This is a genomic window from Haladaptatus sp. CMAA 1909 (assembly GCF_043952005.1).
GTDB lineage: Archaea > Halobacteriota > Halobacteria > Halobacteriales > Haladaptataceae > Haladaptatus.
On sequence record NZ_JBIOAV010000001.1, the window covers coordinates 3,234,497 to 3,250,416 of the forward strand.

Annotated in this window: 18 protein-coding genes; 12 read left to right on the forward strand and 6 right to left on the reverse strand. The window is 64.4% G+C overall.

Annotated elements, in window-relative coordinates:
• Positions 1-17: 17 nt before the first annotated feature.
• From lysX to thrC, 10 genes are all read left to right on the forward strand, one after another.
• Positions 18-878 carry a lysine biosynthesis protein LysX gene (gene lysX, locus ACGYLY_RS17460; RefSeq protein ID WP_395284175.1) on the forward strand — a complete coding sequence of 287 codons (861 nt, stop codon included), beginning with the start codon at positions 18-20 and terminating at the stop codon, positions 876-878.
• Entirely contained in the window at positions 878-1,960 is a 1,083-nt protein-coding gene (argC, locus tag ACGYLY_RS17465) for an N-acetyl-gamma-glutamyl-phosphate reductase (RefSeq protein ID WP_395283395.1), read from the forward strand. The genes lysX and argC overlap by 1 nt, the downstream gene beginning before the upstream one ends.
• On the forward strand, positions 1,957-2,898 hold the full coding sequence (locus tag ACGYLY_RS17470; RefSeq protein WP_395283396.1) for an acetylglutamate/acetylaminoadipate kinase: 942 nt from the start codon (positions 1,957-1,959) through the stop codon (positions 2,896-2,898). The genes argC and ACGYLY_RS17470 overlap by 4 nt, the downstream gene beginning before the upstream one ends.
• Entirely contained in the window at positions 2,895-4,028 is a 1,134-nt protein-coding gene (locus ACGYLY_RS17475) for an aspartate aminotransferase family protein (protein ID WP_395283397.1), read from the forward strand. Before ACGYLY_RS17470 ends, ACGYLY_RS17475 begins: the two co-directional genes overlap by 4 nt.
• Entirely contained in the window at positions 4,025-5,089 is a 1,065-nt protein-coding gene (locus tag ACGYLY_RS17480; RefSeq protein ID WP_395283398.1) for a [LysW]-lysine hydrolase, read from the forward strand. The genes ACGYLY_RS17475 and ACGYLY_RS17480 overlap by 4 nt, the downstream gene beginning before the upstream one ends.
• On the forward strand, positions 5,086-5,979 hold the full coding sequence (gene argF / locus ACGYLY_RS17485; RefSeq protein ID WP_395283399.1) for an ornithine carbamoyltransferase: 894 nt from the start codon (positions 5,086-5,088) through the stop codon (positions 5,977-5,979). Before ACGYLY_RS17480 ends, argF begins: the two co-directional genes overlap by 4 nt.
• Positions 5,980-6,122: 143 nt before the next feature.
• A complete protein-coding gene (locus ACGYLY_RS17490) occupies positions 6,123-7,109 on the forward strand; it encodes a CapA family protein (protein ID WP_395283400.1) in 987 nt (328 codons plus the stop codon).
• A gap of 220 nt (positions 7,110-7,329) precedes the next feature.
• Positions 7,330-7,572, forward strand: coding sequence for a hypothetical protein (locus ACGYLY_RS17495; RefSeq protein WP_395283401.1), 243 nt, complete (start codon positions 7,330-7,332; stop codon positions 7,570-7,572).
• Positions 7,511-7,807: a hypothetical protein gene (locus tag ACGYLY_RS17500; protein ID WP_395283402.1), complete on the forward strand. Its 297-nt coding sequence runs from the start codon at positions 7,511-7,513 to the stop codon at positions 7,805-7,807. Before ACGYLY_RS17495 ends, ACGYLY_RS17500 begins: the two co-directional genes overlap by 62 nt.
• Entirely contained in the window at positions 7,758-9,011 is a 1,254-nt protein-coding gene (gene thrC / locus ACGYLY_RS17505) for a threonine synthase (RefSeq protein WP_395283403.1), read from the forward strand. The genes ACGYLY_RS17500 and thrC overlap by 50 nt, the downstream gene beginning before the upstream one ends.
• 14 nt (positions 9,012-9,025) lie before the next feature.
• On the opposite strand, the gene ACGYLY_RS17510 is transcribed toward thrC, so the two are convergent.
• The 5 genes from ACGYLY_RS17510 to ACGYLY_RS17530 form a co-directional block, all read right to left on the reverse strand.
• The gene (locus ACGYLY_RS17510; protein WP_395283404.1) at positions 9,026-10,300 is read right to left on the reverse strand and encodes an MFS transporter; all 1,275 of its coding nucleotides are present in this window, start codon (positions 10,298-10,300) and stop codon (positions 9,026-9,028) included.
• A gap of 137 nt (positions 10,301-10,437) precedes the next feature.
• A complete protein-coding gene (gene serA, locus ACGYLY_RS17515; protein ID WP_395283405.1) occupies positions 10,438-12,021 on the reverse strand; it encodes a phosphoglycerate dehydrogenase in 1,584 nt (527 codons plus the stop codon).
• 125 nt (positions 12,022-12,146) lie between these two features.
• Positions 12,147-12,620 carry a hypothetical protein gene (locus ACGYLY_RS17520; protein ID WP_395283406.1) on the reverse strand — a complete coding sequence of 158 codons (474 nt, stop codon included), beginning with the start codon at positions 12,618-12,620 and terminating at the stop codon, positions 12,147-12,149.
• Entirely contained in the window at positions 12,620-13,594 is a 975-nt protein-coding gene (locus ACGYLY_RS17525) for a prohibitin family protein (RefSeq protein WP_395283407.1), read from the reverse strand. Before ACGYLY_RS17525 ends, ACGYLY_RS17520 begins: the two co-directional genes overlap by 1 nt.
• A gap of 64 nt (positions 13,595-13,658) precedes the next feature.
• Positions 13,659-13,835, reverse strand: coding sequence for a hypothetical protein (locus tag ACGYLY_RS17530; RefSeq protein ID WP_395283408.1), 177 nt, complete (start codon positions 13,833-13,835; stop codon positions 13,659-13,661).
• An 84-nt stretch (positions 13,836-13,919) separates the two neighbouring features.
• Between ACGYLY_RS17530 and serB the strand changes: the two genes are divergently transcribed.
• Together serB and ACGYLY_RS17540 are read left to right on the forward strand one after the other, a co-directional pair.
• The gene (gene serB, locus ACGYLY_RS17535; protein ID WP_395283409.1) at positions 13,920-14,555 is read left to right on the forward strand and encodes a phosphoserine phosphatase SerB; all 636 of its coding nucleotides are present in this window, start codon (positions 13,920-13,922) and stop codon (positions 14,553-14,555) included.
• A 118-nt stretch (positions 14,556-14,673) separates the two neighbouring features.
• Entirely contained in the window at positions 14,674-15,096 is a 423-nt protein-coding gene (locus tag ACGYLY_RS17540) for an Hsp20/alpha crystallin family protein (RefSeq protein ID WP_395283410.1), read from the forward strand.
• Here the strand turns inward: ACGYLY_RS17540 and ACGYLY_RS17545 are convergent.
• Positions 15,012-15,899: a S1C family serine protease gene (locus tag ACGYLY_RS17545; RefSeq protein ID WP_395283411.1), complete on the reverse strand. Its 888-nt coding sequence runs from the start codon at positions 15,897-15,899 to the stop codon at positions 15,012-15,014. The genes ACGYLY_RS17540 and ACGYLY_RS17545 overlap by 85 nt on opposite strands.
• Positions 15,900-15,920 lie beyond the last annotated feature (21 nt).

The following is a 15,920-nucleotide window of genomic DNA, read 5'->3' on the forward strand; positions in this document are numbered from 1 at the left end:
AACAATAGGTGGCGATCATGAATATCGGCATCCTCTACTCCCGCATCCGCCTCGACGAGAAGCTCCTGCTCGCCGAACTGCGCGACCGCGGGCACGAGGTGACGAAAATCGACGTCCGTAAGGTGACGTTCGACCTGACGGACGCGCCGGAGTCCTTCGAGGGACTCGACCTCGTCGTCGACCGCTGTCTGGCGACGAGCAGGAGCCTCTACGCCACGAAGTTCTGCGAGGGGTACGGGATTCCCGTCGTCAACAGCCACGAGACGGCCGAGGTGTGCGCCGACAAGGCGAAAAACAGCCTCGCGCTCGCGGGCGCAGGCGTCCCGACGCCCGAGACGAAAGTCGCGTTCACGACCGACAGCGCGCTGGAAGCCATCGAGGAGTTCGGCTACCCCTGCGTTCTCAAACCCGTCGTCGGGTCGTGGGGCCGCCTCATGGCGAAAATCGACTCCCGTACCGCGGCGGAAGCCATCCTCGAACACAAGGCGACGCTCGGCCACTACGAGCACAAGGTCTTCTACGTACAGGAGTTCGTGGACAAGCCGGAACGCGACATCCGCGTCGTCGCATTGGACGGCGAACCGGTCGCCGCGATGGTCCGCCACTCGGACCACTGGCTGACGAACGCCGCGAAGGGCGCGGAGACGGACGAGTTCGAACTCGACGCCGACGCGAAATCGCTGGTGGAGAAGGCGAGCGACGCGGTCGGCGGCGGTCTCCTCGGCGTCGATTTGATGGAAACGGAATCGGGCTACACGGTCCACGAGGTCAACCACACCGTCGAGTTCAAAGCGCTGAACGACGCGGTGGAGAAGGACGTACCGGCCGCCGTGGTCGATTGGCTGGAGACGAAAGTTCCCGCCGAGGTGGTCGCCTGATGGCTGCCGCGACCGACTCCGATGAAACTGAGAACGCGGGCGGCGAAGCGCTCTCCGCGACCGTTATCGGTGCCAGCGGGTTCACCGGCGGGGAACTGCTCCGCCTGCTCGCGGGGCACCCGAACTTCGAGGTGACACAGGCGACGAGCAGGGAGTACGCGAACAAGACGCTCGGGTCGGTTCACCCGAACCTGCGCGAACTCGACCTGCGCTTTTCGGAGCCGTCGGACCTCGAATCCGTGGACGTGCTGTTCGCGGCGACGCCCCACGGCGTCTCGATGGAGCACATCGACTCGTTCCGCGGGGCTGCCGACACCGTGGTCGATTTGAGCGCGGACTTCCGCCTCGACACGGAAGAAGAGTACGACGAGTGGTACGACGGACACTCCTGTCCCGAGTATCTGGACGACGCCGTTTACGCCCTGCCGGAACTCACCCGCGAGGAACTGCCCGGCGCGGACCTCATCGCCGCGGGCGGTTGTAACGCCACCGCGACGCTTCTCGGCCTCTCGCCGCTGTTCGACGCCGGAATCCTCTCCGGCGGCGAGCAGGTCGTCGTGGACGTGAAGGTCGGGTCCTCGGAGGGCGGTGCATCGCCGAGCAAGGCGAGCAGCCACGTCGAGCGCTCGGGCATCGTTCGCCCCTACGCGCCGACGGGCCACCGCCACGAGGCCGAAATCGAGGGCATTCTGGGAACGAGCGTGTCGTTCACCGCTCACGCCGTGGACATGGTCCGCGGAGCGGCCGCGACGTGTCACGTGTTCCCGAACGCACCCGTCTCGAAGGGCGACCTCTGGAAGACCTACCGGGGAGCCTACGAGGACGAACCCTTCGTCCGCCTCGTGGCCGGTGGAAGTGGCGTCTATCGCTACCCGGAACCCAAGGTCGTCGCCGGGACCAACTACGCCGAGGTCGGGTTCGATCTCGACCCGAGCAACAAACGCATCGTCGTCTCCAGCGCCATCGACAACCTGATGAAGGGGTCGGCGGGGCAGGCGGTCCACGCTGCCAACGTCGCGCTGGGATTCGAGGAAACAGCCGGATTGAACTTCGAGGGTCTACATCCCGTGGGAAGCCCATGAACGACCACTACAGCCGCGACGAGTTGCTGGCCGCACACGACCAACTGATCGACAACGACAACGACGACGGCCTCCGAGCGGACGGCGGAGTCGTCGAGGACGAACCCGCACCGGTCGTCGTCAAAATCGGCGGCGCACGAGCGGTCGACCCGGACGGCGCGCTGTCGGACGTGGCACACCTCACCGCCAACGGACAGGACGTCGTGGTCGTCCACGGCGGTTCGACGGCGGTGGACGACACGCTCCACGCGCTTGGCGAGGAACCCGTGTACGTCGAATCCACCAGCGGCATCATGGGCAGGTTCACCGACGAGAAAGCGATGGAGGTCTTCGAGATGGTGATGCCGGGCAAACTCAACACCGAGTTGACGGCGAACCTGCAAAACGAAGGCGTCCGCGCCATCGGCCTTTCGGGCGTCGACGGCGCGCTCCTAACCGGACCGCGCAAGTCGGCCGTCAGGGTGGTCGAGAACGGGAAGAAGAAGATACGCCGCGGCGACCACTCCGGAAAGATCGAGGACGTGAACGCCGACCTCCTCGAAACGCTACTCGCGGGCGGCTACACGCCCGTCGTGACGGTTCCGATGCTGGCCGACGACGGAACGCCGGTCAACGCGGACGCCGACCGTGCGGCGGCGGCCATCGCCGGCGCACTCAGCGGCGAACTCGTCGTGTTGACGGACGTTCCCGGCCTCCTCGAAGACCCCGACGATGAGACGACGCTCATCGAACGGGTGGGCACTCCGGCGGAGATGGAAACCGCGAAATCGGCCGCGGAAGGGTTCATGACGAAGAAGGTCATGGCCGCGACGGAGGCCCTCGAAGGCGGTGCGGAATCGGTCGTCGTCGCTGACGCGAACAACCACGACCCGATTACGGCGGCGCGGAAGGGACACGGAACGCGCTTTACACCCACTTCGCTGGGGGTGTCGCCATGAGCGGATTCGTCTACAACGAGAAGCCGATTCGCATCGCGAGCGGCGACGGACCGTACCTCTACTCCGAGGACGGAACCGAGTACCTCGACTTCGGCGCGAGTTACGCGGTCGCACCGGTCGGCCACTGCCACCCGGACGTGGTTTCCGCCGTCCAAGAACAGGCCGCGGAACTGCTGTTCGTCCACGCGTCGTATCCCACCGACGCCCGCGACGACCTCTACGCGAAATTAGCCGCCGTCGCCCCCGAGGGTCTCGGAAACGTCTGGCTCAACAACTCGGGAACGGAGGCGAACGAGGCGGCCCTGAAGTTCGCCCGGAGCGCGACGGGGAAATCGAAACTCGTCGCCGCGAAACGCGGCTTCCACGGTCGGACCATGGGGTCGCTGTCGGTAACGTGGAAGAAGAAGTTCCGCACGCCGTTCGAACCCCTCGTGGACGATGTGGAGTTCGTCACTTACGGCGACGAGGAGGAGTTAGCTGACGTCGTGGACGACGACACGGCGGCCGTCATCCTCGAACCCGTACAGGGCGAGGGCGGCGTCAACCCGGCCACGAAGTCCTACCTTCAGGCCGCCCGCGAGGTGACCGCCGACACGGAGACGGCCCTGATATTCGACGAGGTGCAAACCGGACTCGGCCGGACGGGTACCTTCTGGGCCTGCGAACACGCCGGCGTCACCCCCGACGTGCTCACGACGGCGAAGGGGTTGGCGAGCGGCCTCCCCATCGGCGCGACGCTCTGTGCCGACTGGATAGCCGAGTCCGCGGGGTCACACGGTTCGACCTTCAGCGGCAGTCCGGTCGTCAGCGCGGCGGCGGAGGCGACGCTCTCGGTGCTCGTGGAGGAGAACCTGCCGGAACACGCCGCCGAGATGGGCGAGTACCTCCGGTCGGAACTCGAAGCGGCCGACTTGCCGGTCCGCGATATCCGCGGGAACGGCCTGTTGGTCGGTATCGAGGTGAGACGTGGCGCGAACCGCCTGCTCAAGGAACTGGCGCTGTCACACGGGATTCTGGCGCTTCCGGCGGGACGGAGCGTTCTGCGCCTGTTGCCGCCGCTGACGATCGACGTCGACCACATCGACAGCGTCGTCGCCGCGCTCGAAGACGTGCTGGGAGAAAACGAATGATGGGAACGATGATGGACTCTGATTCAGTATCACGGGCCGACGCGCACGATTTGCTGGTCGAACTGGTCGAAACGCCCTCGGTTTCGGGCGAGGAAGCGGACTGCGCCGAGCGACTCGCGGCCTTCCTCGAAGCGAACGGGCGCGACGTCCGGATGGACGACGTCGGCAACGTCCGTGCGCCCGGAAACGGGATTCTCCTGACTTCGCACATCGACACCGTTCCCGGTGAGGTCCCCGTCGAACTGGAAGACGGAATCCTCCACGGTCGCGGAAGCGTGGACGCCAAGGGACCGCTCGCAGCGATGGCGGTGGCGGCAGTGAAAACCGGTGCGAGTTTCGTCGGCGTCGTCGGCGAGGAGACGAACTCGCGCGGCGCACACCACCTCGTTTCCGACATGGACGACCCCGAATTCGTCGTCAACGGCGAACCCAGCGGTTGGGACGCCCTGACGCTCGGCTATCGCGGTTACGTGACCGGAACCTACTCTGTCAGAGTGGAGTCCGTACACACCTCGCGTCCGGAACCGAACGCCATTCAGTATGCGACGGAGTGGGTGACGGCCGTCGAATCGGCGTTCGACTCGGAGTCCGACGCCGACGAAACCTCGACGGCGACGTCGGTGACGGTAAAACCCGTCGAATTCGACGGCGGACTGACCGCGGACGGCTTCGCCACGGAGGCGACGGTCGAAATTCAGTTCCGCATCCCCTCGGGCATGACGGCGGAAGAGATTCAGTCGGTCGCCGAAGCCGAACTCGACGCCGGAACCGTGTCGTGGAACACCCCGATTCCGCCGACCCTTTCGAGTCCGCGGACGGAACTGGGCCGTGCGTTCCGCGTCGCCATACGCGAGCAGGGTGGCGACCCCTCCCTGCTCCGAAAGACGGGGACGAGCGACGCGAACATCTACGCCGACGCGTGGGACTGTCCGGTCGTCACGTACGGACCGGGCGACTCGTCGCTCGACCACACCCCCGAAGAACACATCGAACTGGCCGAGTTCGACGGGTCGATTTCGGTGTTGACCGCCGTCTGCGAGAAACTGGAGGTGGGCGCATGACGCGCCACTTCCTCGACGTGGACGACCTGTCCCCGGACGAGCTGGCCGAGGTGTTGGCGCTCGCGGCGGAGTACAAGGAAAACGGCTCGCCGCCCGCCCTCTCCGGTCAAACGCTCGCCATGCTGTTCGAGAAGCCGAGCACGCGGACTCGTATCTCGTTCGAGACGGGGATGACGGAACTCGGCGGCCACGCCATCTTCCTCGGGCCGAATGACACGCAACTCAACAGGGGCGAACCCGTCTCGGACACGGGTCGCGTACTCTCGCGCTACGTGGACGCCGTGATGGGCCGCGTGTTCAAACACGAGAGTCTGGTCGGGATGGCCGAACACGCGACGATTCCGATAATCAACGGACTTTCGGACATCGCCCATCCGTGTCAGGCCCTCGCCGACTTGCAGACGATTCAGGAGCATTTCGGCGGGTTCGAGGACCTCTCGGTCGCGTGGGTCGGCGACGGCAACAACGTCGTCAACTCCTTCGCCATCGCGGCGTCGACGGTCGGTCTCGACCTGACGATTGCGACGCCGGAGGGGTACGAACCCTCTCCCGCCGCCATCTCGACGGCGGCAGACCGCGGTCCGAAGCCCGCGGTGACGAACGATCCGGACTCGGCGGTCGCGGACGCGGACGTGGTCTACACGGACGTGTGGGTCAGCATGGGCGAGGAGGACGAACGCGAGTCGAAACTGGCCGCGTTCGACGGCTTCCAACTGAACGAGGACCTGCTTCCCGACTCGATGCCGGTTATGCACTGTCTGCCCGCCCACCGCGGCGAGGAGATAACCGGGGCCGTCCTCGAAAGCGACCGCTCGCTGTCGTGGGATCAAGCCGAAAACCGGCTTCACGCACAGAAGGCGCTCCTCGCCTTCCTCGCCGAAAAACCGTAGCCAGCGCCGGGCGGCGCTGGCGAATGCCCCGTATCGCACGTCGTCGTAGGCGACTCCGAAACGACCGCGAACAGGACAACTGCTGCCCGGTAGGCGAGTAGCCTTTTGCCCGTGTCACGCCAAGTACACCGGGGGGAAACAGTATGACTCGACTCGGTTTTGCGGGGGACGTGATGCTCGGACGGTTGATAAACGAACGGCAGAAAGAGCGGAGCGCCGCCGGAATTTGGGGGAACATGGAAGACACCCTCCGAGCGCTCGATGGCCTGTTCATCAATCTCGAATGCTGTCTCTCGGCGGGCGGAACGCCGTGGACGGACACGTATCGCCCGTTTCACTTCCGGGCCGACCCGAACTGGGCGATTCCGGCGCTCGAATCGGTCGGCGTCGATTGGGTGAATCTGGCGAACAACCACGTCCTCGACTACGGTCCCGACGCGCTCTCCGACACGATTCGGTACCTCGACGACGCCGGAATCGCCCATTCGGGTGCCGGTGCCGATTTGGAGGCGGCCACCGCTCCGGCGTTCGTCACCGTGGACGGCCTCGACATCGCGTTTGTCTCGTTCACCGACAACACGCCGGAGTTCGCGGCGAAACCCGACAAGGTCGGGACGGCGTACGTGAACTTCGACGTGACCCATCCGCAGGCGGTGCGTCTCGTCGGCAAATCGCTCGCACGCGCCCGAGAGGCCGACCCGGACCTCCTCGTGGCGTCGCTCCACTGGGGTCCGAACATGCGGACCGAACCCATCGTCGAGTTCCGGGAATTCGCCAGTTGGCTGGCGGAGGAAGGCGTGGACATCGTACACGGCCACAGCGCACACGTCTTTCAGGGCGTCGAAGTCGCGGACGAAACCCTCGTCCTCTACGATACGGGGGATTTCGTGGACGATTACGCGACCGATTCGGAACACCACAACGACCGGAGCTTTCTCTTCGAGGTGGGCGTCACGGACGGCGAACTCTCCGAACTCCTGCTCCGGCCGACGGAAATCTACGACCTCGCGGTCCACGAGGCGGAACACTACGCGGGAACGTGGAGCATCCAGCGGATGGACGCGCTCTCCTCGGCATTCGGAACCGAGTTCCAGCGCGACGACGATGATGACCTCGTGCTTTCGTTGTGACGTTGTTCCTTCTCGCCACTCCTCGGCGAACCGCTCGAAAAGACCGCTTGTGGGCTCGGATACGGACGTGATTCGGTACTCGATGGTCGAGTAAGGGCCACGAACGAGGGGGAAAGACGAATTCCAGTCGGCCCGACCGTCGAAGGGGTCGTCCTCTCTGCCTCCGTTTATATCAACAATCGCCCCATAGAACTATTCATTCTCAAATCGTGGATTTACCATGTCGAATATAGAAGAATACGAACGCGGCGACCGCGTAGAAATCCAGGGACGGAGCGCAGTTGATGACGAAATGGAAGAAGGAAGGATTATCGAAATCGGCCAGTTCGTGCTCTCGCTGCCGAGCGATGATCCCACGGATTCGGGGACCGACTATCGCGACAGCGCACTCATTCAGTTCGATGACGACGAGTACGGTGTGGTTCAAAGCTCTCGACTGGTTCGGAAAGTGGAATCGGAGTAGCGTTTCTCGCGAACCGTCGAACCGCTCCGCACGACTTGCAGTTGTCGTCTCCTTTCGATTCGAGCGGGAAACGCCCGGTAATCGTCCTGCCGTCGAAGCTTTCGGCCTCGGAGCAGCGGTGACCGCCACTGCCAGCGTTGCCACCGTCCGCGCCTTTTTCACCTCGGAACCCATCCACCCGCTCAATGAACCTGACGCTCTCGAATCCGACGGCACCGGTGCCCGACGACGCTGACGACGGCGTATGGCTGGCCTGCATCGACTGCGAGTGGACCGGCGCGCCGTTCGACGAGATTCGCTATCGCTGTCCCGACTGCGACAGTCTGCTCGAAGTTCGCTACGCCGACCACCCGACGTTCGACGATTTCGAGGGGAGCGGGGTCTGGCGCTACGCCGACGCCCTGCCCGTCGAATCCGGGGTGAGCATCGAGGAGGGCAACACCCCGCTCTACGAGGTACCCACCATCGAGGAGGAAGTCGGCGTCGACGCGCTCCGCGTCAAACACGAGGGGATGAACCCGACCGGGAGTTTCAAGGACCGCGGCATGACGCTGGGCGTCAAAGTCGCCGAGAAACTTGGCGTCTCCCGCCTCGCCTGTGCGAGTACCGGAAACACCAGCGCGGCGCTCGCCTGCTACGGCGCACGGGCCGGAACCGAGATCCTCGTCCTCCTCCCCGCCGGAAAAGTCGCGGCCGGAAAGGTCGCACAGGCCAGCCTCCACGGCGCTCGAATCCTCGAAGTGGACGGCAACTTCGACGACTGTCTCGACATCGTTTCGGACCTCGCCAACCGCGGTGAAGCCTATCTCCTCAACTCGCTCAACCCGTTCCGACTGGAGGGCCAGAAGACCATCGGGCTGGAAATGATAGAGGGGTTCCGCGACCAGACGGGGAAACTCCCGGACCGAATCGTCCTCCCCGTCGGCAACGCCGGAAACACCAGCGCGCTGTTCAAGGCGTTCCGCGAACTCGTCGCCGCCGGAGAACTCACGCCCGAGGAGGTTCCCGTCCTGACGGGCGTACAGGCCGAAGGCGCGGCCCCGATGGTCGAAGCCGTCGAGAACGACGCCGACGCGGTGCGGCGCTGGGACGAGGTGGAAACCATCGCGACCGCCATCCGAATCGGCAATCCGGTCAACTCCCCGAAGGCGCTTCCCGCGATTCGGGAGACGGGCGGCACCGCGATTTCCGTCACCGACGAGGAGATAACCGACGCGCAACGTGCGCTGGCGCGAGACGGCGTCGGCGTCGAACCCGCGAGCGCCGCGAGCATCGCCGGCCTCCGAAAACTCCGCGACTCGGGCGAAATCTCGGCGGACGAGAACGTCATCTGCCTGACGACGGGCCACCTCCTCAAGGATCCCGACGCGGCGGCCGCGGCGGGCGTCGAACCGGAACCGGTTCCGGCGGACACGGACGACGTCCTCGACGTGCTGTAGGTGTTCGGAACCCGCTATTTTCGTCCCATCCGCGCCAGCAGGAACACGATAGTCGCACTGACGAGCAGACACGCGAGCAGTCCGGCGAACGCCGTTTCGTATCCCGAGCGCCCGGCGACGAACCCGACGTACGTCGGGCCGAGGCTGCCGAGTCCGATGTAGACGGTTCGCGTCGCGCCGAGGTCGCCGCCCATGCTCCCGTCCGGAAACACGTCCATCAGATACGCCTGCATGACGGGCGGGTAGGCCATCAGCCCGACCGCGAAAATCACGACGCACGACGCGACGACGAGCGTCCTGCTCGCCGCGAGGAGTCCCGCGAGGGCGGCCGTCGCCACGATGAGCGATCCGGCGGCGACGATGGGACGCGATATCCGGTCGCCGAGCGACCCGGAAATCGGCTTCACCAGCGCGCCGACGACGAACATGGCGGCGAACCCGGCACTTGCGAGTCCGGCCGAGAATCCCTTCGATTCCTGGAGGAATGTCGGGAGGAATCCGGCGGACGACTGCCAGACGAACGCGAACAGGGAGTAGGCGACGAGTATCGCCGTCGTCTTCCGGTCGCCGAGCCTGCGGGCAGTCGCGCCGATGTCCCTTGCGGCCGCCGCGACTGTCGCTCGGGAGAAAGACGGGGGCGTGTAAGCTTCGCGGCTCCACCGGTGGAGCAGGACGAACACGACGGCGAGCACCACGATAACGGGCGCGAACGCCGCTCGCCACATCGCTACCGCGAGCACCGTGACGGCGAGCGCGGCCGCCACCGCCCCGCCGGTGTCCCCCGACGACGTGTGTAACCCGAACGCCTTGCCACGCTTGGCGACGAATAGATCCGAAATGAGCGCACGGGCGGGGGTCGGATACAGACCCGCGCCCGTCCCGACCAGCGCCGCGCCGAGGAGAAATACCGAGTAGGTCGGCGCGCTGGCGAGGGTGACGAACCCGACGACGAGCGGGGTGAGTCCGGCGGCGAGTAGCGTTTTTCGCGTGAGACCGTCCGAGAGGCGACCGCTCGGATATTGCCCGAGCGCGTACAGGCCCCACAGCAACGTGAGCGCGAATCCCGCCTGTACTTCCGTGATACGGAGGCTCTCCATGACGGTCGGGAGCATCGGCGAGAGCACGAGCCGCCCCGCCTGAATCGCGGTCCAGCCGAGCGAAACCGTCAGCAGGAGTCGCCCCGTGTAGCCCGAAAGCAGTCGCTCCGAGTGGGATTCTCCCTCGTTCGGATATCGTTCCGCTGGAGCCGTTCCCCCCGTCGTGCTCACGGTTCCTTGGTCGTCCGACACGTCTCGAACGTCGGACGGCGACTACTTGAGTCCGGCTTTCGCGGCAGGGGAAACTGCCAAAGAGTCAGTACGTCTTTCATCCACACCGGTTTTGCCCCCGTCTTCGTATAAAAAGGTTCGCTGCCAGCGACCGCGGTTCAGTTTCCGTTTAGCTCGATGCTTCGCACTTCGATGATGCGCTCGTCCGCTTCGAGCGCCTCCTTCGCCGCGGGGCTGAGTTCGCTGTCGAGATTGTACACCGACAGCGCCTCGCCGCCGTTGTTCTCGCGGGCGTTGAACATGCCCGCGATGTTGACGTCGTGTTCGCCGAGGACGGTGCCGACGTATCCGATGACGCCGGGTTTGTCCTGATTGCGGGCGACGACCATGTGCCCGTGCGGGATGGCGTCCACGCGGTAGCCGTCGATGCGGACGATTCGCGGGTCGTCGTCGGCGAAGAGGGTCCCCTCGACCGTAATCTCCTCGTCGTCGCTCTCGACCGTGACGGAGATGAGGCTCTGGAAGTCGTCGGCCTGTCGGGTCTTGCTCTCGGTCACTTCGACGCCGCGCTCCTCCGCGATCTGCGGCGCGTTGACGGCATTGACCTGCCATTCCAGCGGCTGGAAGACGCCCTTTTGGGCACTGGCGGTGACGAGGTCAACATCTTCCTCGGCGATGTCGCCCTCGTAGTTCACTTCGATGCGCTCGATGCGCTCGTCGAGCAGTTGCGTGGCGATTTTCCCCGCCGTCTCGGCGAGTTCGATGTACGGACGGACGCGGGGGAACGCGCTCTCCTCGACGGACGGCGCGTTGAGCGCGTTGATGACCGGTTCCTCGCGGAGGGCCGCGACCACTTGGTCGGCGGTACTCGTGGCCACGTTCTCCTGTGCGGCTTCCGTACTCGCGCCGAGGTGGGGCGTGAGGATGACGTCATCTTCGTCGAGCAGCGGGCTGTTTTCGGGGAGGGGTTCCTCGGCGAACACGTCCAGTGCGGCACCTGCGAGGATGCCGTCTCCCACCGCTTCGGCGAGCGCGTCTTCGTCCACGACGCCGCCGCGGGCACAGTTGATGAGATAGCCGCCCTCGACCTGTGCGAGTTCCTCGGTGCTGATGAGGCCCTCCGTTTCGGGGGTGAGCGGCGTGTGTACGGTCAGGAAGTCGGCTCGTTCGAGACAGTCGTCCAGTTCGACCAGTTCCGCGCCGAGTTGTCTTGCGAGGTCCTCGCTGATGTACGGGTCGTACGCGACGAGGTCCATGCCGAGGCTGTCGAGCTTCTTGGCGACCTCCTGTCCGACGCGGCCGAGGCCGACGATACCGAGCGTTTTGCCCTTCAGTTCCGTTCCGAGGTAGTCGCCCTTCGCCCACTCGCCGCCCTTCATTCGGACGTGTGCTTGCGGAATCGAGCGTGCGGCGGCGAACGCCATCGCGACCGTGTGCTCGGCGGCGGCGCGGACGTTGCCCTCCGGCGCGTTCGCCACGATGACGCCGTGTTCCGTCGCGGCGTCGATGTCGATGTTGTCCACGCCGATGCCCGCGCGTCCGACGATGACGAGGTCGGATGCGGCCTTGAACACGTCGCGGTTGACGTCCGTCCCGGAGCGGACGATGAGTCCGTTTGCGTCAGAAACAGCGTTCAATAATGCGTCGCCTTCTACGTCGTAGGCCGTCTCTACCTCGAAACCGCTTTCGCGAAGTCGGTCGAGACCCGCGTCCGCGATGGGGTCCGTGACGAGAACCTTCATTGCTGGAGAGAATACACCCCACACCCGTTAACCCTTTCTCTCACAGCGAAGATTGCCAATATGTTTTCTTATTTTCACTTTTGAAAACATGCTGTCAGGTCGGCGAGAATCCCCAGTCGGTGGCGCTACTCGTTCCGCTCGCGTCGGCCGGATGTCGGTCGCTCCGTTTCCTCCCGTTCCGTTCCGCTCCTCCTATCGTCTTCCTCCGATTCGGCCTCGAAACACGCCTGACAGTAGTCGTTGTGTCCGCTTTCGACCAGCGCGATCGGGACGCCATCGACGACGAGTTCCTTCACGAACCGCCGCCGAACACCGTTTTCGTCGCGGGTGCCACAGACGCCACACCCCTCGTCATCGAGCGTGATTCGCCCCGTCACGACGCGGCGTCCGACGCCGTATCGTCCACGGTCATACGCACGTTCCGCTCGGCTGAGTCGGTAGGACAGAAACGCCGCCGGAAGGAGAACGACGCACAGCAGGAGGATCGCTTTCCAACTCACCAGCGACCGGACGACGACGCCGAGGAGAATCGCGAGCAAGGCCAATCCGACCGCGGCGAGGACCCACTTCGTCAATCGGGTCGTGGCGCCGTTCGCCATCAGGCCGAGGCGTTCGTCGAGTTGGTGGACGACCCCGATGACGAATCGTCGTTCGACCCGCCGACGTTCCGAACGAACTGCGGGTAGCCGTCATCGCCGACCGGGATGTAGACCGTATCGGTGTCGTCGAGTTTGTCGATGTACTGCTGCGTGAGGACCTTCTGGTCGAGCGATTCACTCAGGATGCGGTTCGCTTCCGCCTCCCCGTTCGCCTCGATTTTCTTCCGGTCGGCTTCGAGTTTCTCGACTTCGAGTTCGTTCTTCTTCTGTTGGCGGCGCTGTTTCGTGATCTCCTTCTGTTCGACCGCCTGTTCGTACTGTTTCGGCAGGTTGACCTTTCGAATCTGGACCGCTTCGAGGATGAGGGCGTCGCGGGCGAAATCCTTCTTCAGGGCGCTTTGGGCGGCCTGCTTCAGTTCCGTCTGGCCCTTTCCAGTGTAGATTTCGGTCACGGGGAGCGCACCCGCCTCGGTACGGAGTACGGACCGAATGCTCGGGCGGATGAGTCGCTGCTCCGCGGACCCGAGCGTCCGGTAGTTCTTGTAGAACTTCACGGCCTGTCCCGCATCTACGCGATATCGGACGGTGATGTCGATGTCCACGCGGAGTCCGTCCTCGGTCAAGACGGTGATGGAGTCGTCGGTATCGGACTTGCTCCCTTCGCCCTGCTGGCTGGACATGGTGTAGGACTGGGGACGCGTGGAGAGCGACACGGTGTCCTGTGAAATCGGGTTGATGAAGTGGGCACCCGGTTCGAACACCGTTCCCGTCGCGGCACCCCACTTTTTCACGACCTGCACGTTCCCCTCTTCGGTGGGCGTCCACGAGAGGAATCCGACCACCGGAGCGGCGATGAGAACGATGACGGGGGCGATGAGAAGCGTGTTGCTGAAGATACTTCGGAGGTCGATGTCCGGGATGTTCGGTCCCGAGGAATCGTCGGGGTCTATCGGAATGTCGCTATCGGAACTCATATAGAACGTTTGAGAGATGTTGCGAGAACTACCATATGTCTTGTCATCGTTCAGTCACCCACGTTCAACTATTCCAGCACACACGAAATTCGAACGAGAGATTCTCTTGATGGACGGTCTTTCCGATTCGAACCGGGCGCGTCACCCGGCGAACCGTCGCAATCGCGCCCTCCACCACGCCGACCCAGGAAGCGAGCATCGCTCCCGAGTAGTTCGCCGAGAACGGGCCGAATTCGACCACATCACGCTCGATTCGTTCACATCTCCGGCAATTTCCACGCCCACCACGCTCATTTAACAACCCGAAGCACGAATCTCGGTTCGAATGACGCTAGTCGCGTTCGACTTCGACGGAACGCTTTCGGATTCGGAAATGACCGTCCTCCTCGGGAAACAGGTCGGTGCGGCCGACGAGATGGCGGACATCACCGCCCGAGCGATGAACGACGAACTCAGTTACGCGGAGAGCCTCCGCGAACGGGCCGCCCTCCTCGAAGGGTTGCCGGTGAAAAAGGCGGCGGACGCCTTCTCTGAGGTGACGCTCCGGCCCGGTGCCGCCGAAATCCTCGGCGAACTGGAGGAGAAGGGCACCCACGTCGCCATCCTGACCGGCGGGTTCGAATGGGGCGTCCAAGACGCGCTCGAACGCGAGGGCGTCTCGGTGGACACCATCGTCGCCAACCGGTTGCTGGACGACGGAACGAAACTGACGGGCGAAGTGGAGGGACCGCTCATCGAGGGAACGAAGGACGACGCGCTCGAAGCGCTCGCGGAGGAACTGGGCGTGGACATGGTGAACACCGTGGCAATCGGCGACGGCGCGAACGACCTGCCGATGCTCGAGGTTGCGGGGTTGGCCGTCGGATTCGAACCGAAACCCGCCGTCGCACCCGCCTGTGACACCATCGTCTCGCACATGAACGAACTCCACGACGTGCTGGGTCGAAAGAACGCGCTTTGAACGACGGCCATTCGACAGGAAATAGCGGTTGTGGGGATAGGGGAGCTGAAACGCGTGATATCACGTATCCCGCTATCTTTAATATCTCACACGTCGTCTAATACATTCGGTGATTATCATGGAACGATACACTCCCTTTGAGGACATGGACCGAATGTTCGAACAGATGCGCGCCCGAATGTGGGGCACGAGCGATTTCCACGGCGAACCCCGAAGCGGGACGCGCGCACAGAACGGCGGAACGCACGTGGACTTGAAAGAACACGACGGTGAGTTCGTTCTCGTGGCCGACCTCCCCGGATTCGAGAAGGAGGAGATAGAAATCGCGTTCACGGACGACGCGCTGACCATCGCCGCGAAGCACGAGGTGACGGGCGAGGACTTCACTCGCGCCCGCGAACTCTCGGAACGCGTGACGATGCCCAAGTCGGTCGAGAAGGACGGTATCGAGGCGACCTACCGCAACGGCGTCCTCGAAGTCAGACTCCCCATCGTCGAGGAGGAAACCGACGACGGCGACCGCATCGAGATTTCCGACTGATTTTTTTGACGCGCATCACGGACGAGCGGCGGCACCGTCTTACGAACCGTCGACGCCGAAACCGCGAAGCCGAGGTTTTCACCGGCGGCGATTCCGGCGGTGTTGACGCCGACGACGCGGCCATCACAGTTCACGAGCGGTCCGCCGCTGTTGCCCGGATTGATGGCTGCGTCGGTCTGAACGACGCCGGAGATGGCCGCCCCATGGCGCGATGGGAGCGTCCGATTGACCCCGCTGACGACGCCCTGCGTGATGGTTCCTTGGAGGCCGAGGGGACTGCCGAGAGCGGCGACGGACGCTCCGGGTTCCGCCCGCCCCTCGGCGAGCGGGAGCGAATCGACGTATGACGGGACGTTTCGCACGCGGAGAACCGCGAGGTCACGTCGGGGTGCGGTACCGACGACGTCCGCGTTCCGCCACTGACCGCGATTGAACTGGACGCCGAGTCGGGTCGCCCCCGCGACGACGTGTTGATTCGTGACCACGTAGCCGACGCCGTTTGACAGTTCGTAGACGAACCCGGACCCTTCGCCCGTACCGCGTCGCGTTTCGACGCCGACGGAGACGACGGAATCGATGCTCCGGTCGTAGAGCGTCGAGAAGTCACATGCCCGTTGTCCCGCTTCTTGCACGTTCGGTGCCCGTCGTTCCTGCTGCAGTTCCCCCGATTCCCGTGCGCTTTGTGCCCGGGCCGTTCCGTTCGCCGGGACGAACCCCCAACTCGCGGTGACGAGCAGAACGGCGACGGCGGTGACGATGGCGACGGTGAGCGTTCGAGACGGCAGAAGTGGTCGAGTTTCCATCTCGAACTCCCGACGACCCCT

Coding starts and splice junctions, on each gene's coding strand:
- ACGYLY_RS17475 (WP_395283397.1), top strand. CDS start 2,895: ATGAGCGGATTCGTCTACAACGAGAAGCCGATTCGCATCGCGAGCGGC.
- ACGYLY_RS17490 (WP_395283400.1), top strand. CDS start 6,123: ATGACTCGACTCGGTTTTGCGGGGGACGTGATGCTCGGACGGTTGATA.
- serA (WP_395283405.1), bottom strand. CDS start 12,021: ATGAAGGTTCTCGTCACGGACCCCATCGCGGACGCGGGTCTCGACCGA.
- ACGYLY_RS17520 (WP_395283406.1), bottom strand. CDS start 12,620: ATGGCGAACGGCGCCACGACCCGATTGACGAAGTGGGTCCTCGCCGCG.
- ACGYLY_RS17500 (WP_395283402.1), top strand. CDS start 7,511: ATGACGACGAGTACGGTGTGGTTCAAAGCTCTCGACTGGTTCGGAAAG.
- ACGYLY_RS17495 (WP_395283401.1), top strand. CDS start 7,330: ATGTCGAATATAGAAGAATACGAACGCGGCGACCGCGTAGAAATCCAG.
- ACGYLY_RS17480 (WP_395283398.1), top strand. CDS start 4,025: ATGATGGGAACGATGATGGACTCTGATTCAGTATCACGGGCCGACGCG.
- lysX (WP_395284175.1), top strand. CDS start 18: ATGAATATCGGCATCCTCTACTCCCGCATCCGCCTCGACGAGAAGCTC.
- ACGYLY_RS17540 (WP_395283410.1), top strand. CDS start 14,674: ATGGAACGATACACTCCCTTTGAGGACATGGACCGAATGTTCGAACAG.
- serB (WP_395283409.1), top strand. CDS start 13,920: ATGACGCTAGTCGCGTTCGACTTCGACGGAACGCTTTCGGATTCGGAA.
- argC (WP_395283395.1), top strand. CDS start 878: ATGGCTGCCGCGACCGACTCCGATGAAACTGAGAACGCGGGCGGCGAA.
- ACGYLY_RS17525 (WP_395283407.1), bottom strand. CDS start 13,594: ATGAGTTCCGATAGCGACATTCCGATAGACCCCGACGATTCCTCGGGA.
- argF (WP_395283399.1), top strand. CDS start 5,086: ATGACGCGCCACTTCCTCGACGTGGACGACCTGTCCCCGGACGAGCTG.
- thrC (WP_395283403.1), top strand. CDS start 7,758: ATGAACCTGACGCTCTCGAATCCGACGGCACCGGTGCCCGACGACGCT.
- ACGYLY_RS17545 (WP_395283411.1), bottom strand. CDS start 15,899: ATGGAAACTCGACCACTTCTGCCGTCTCGAACGCTCACCGTCGCCATC.
- ACGYLY_RS17470 (WP_395283396.1), top strand. CDS start 1,957: ATGAACGACCACTACAGCCGCGACGAGTTGCTGGCCGCACACGACCAA.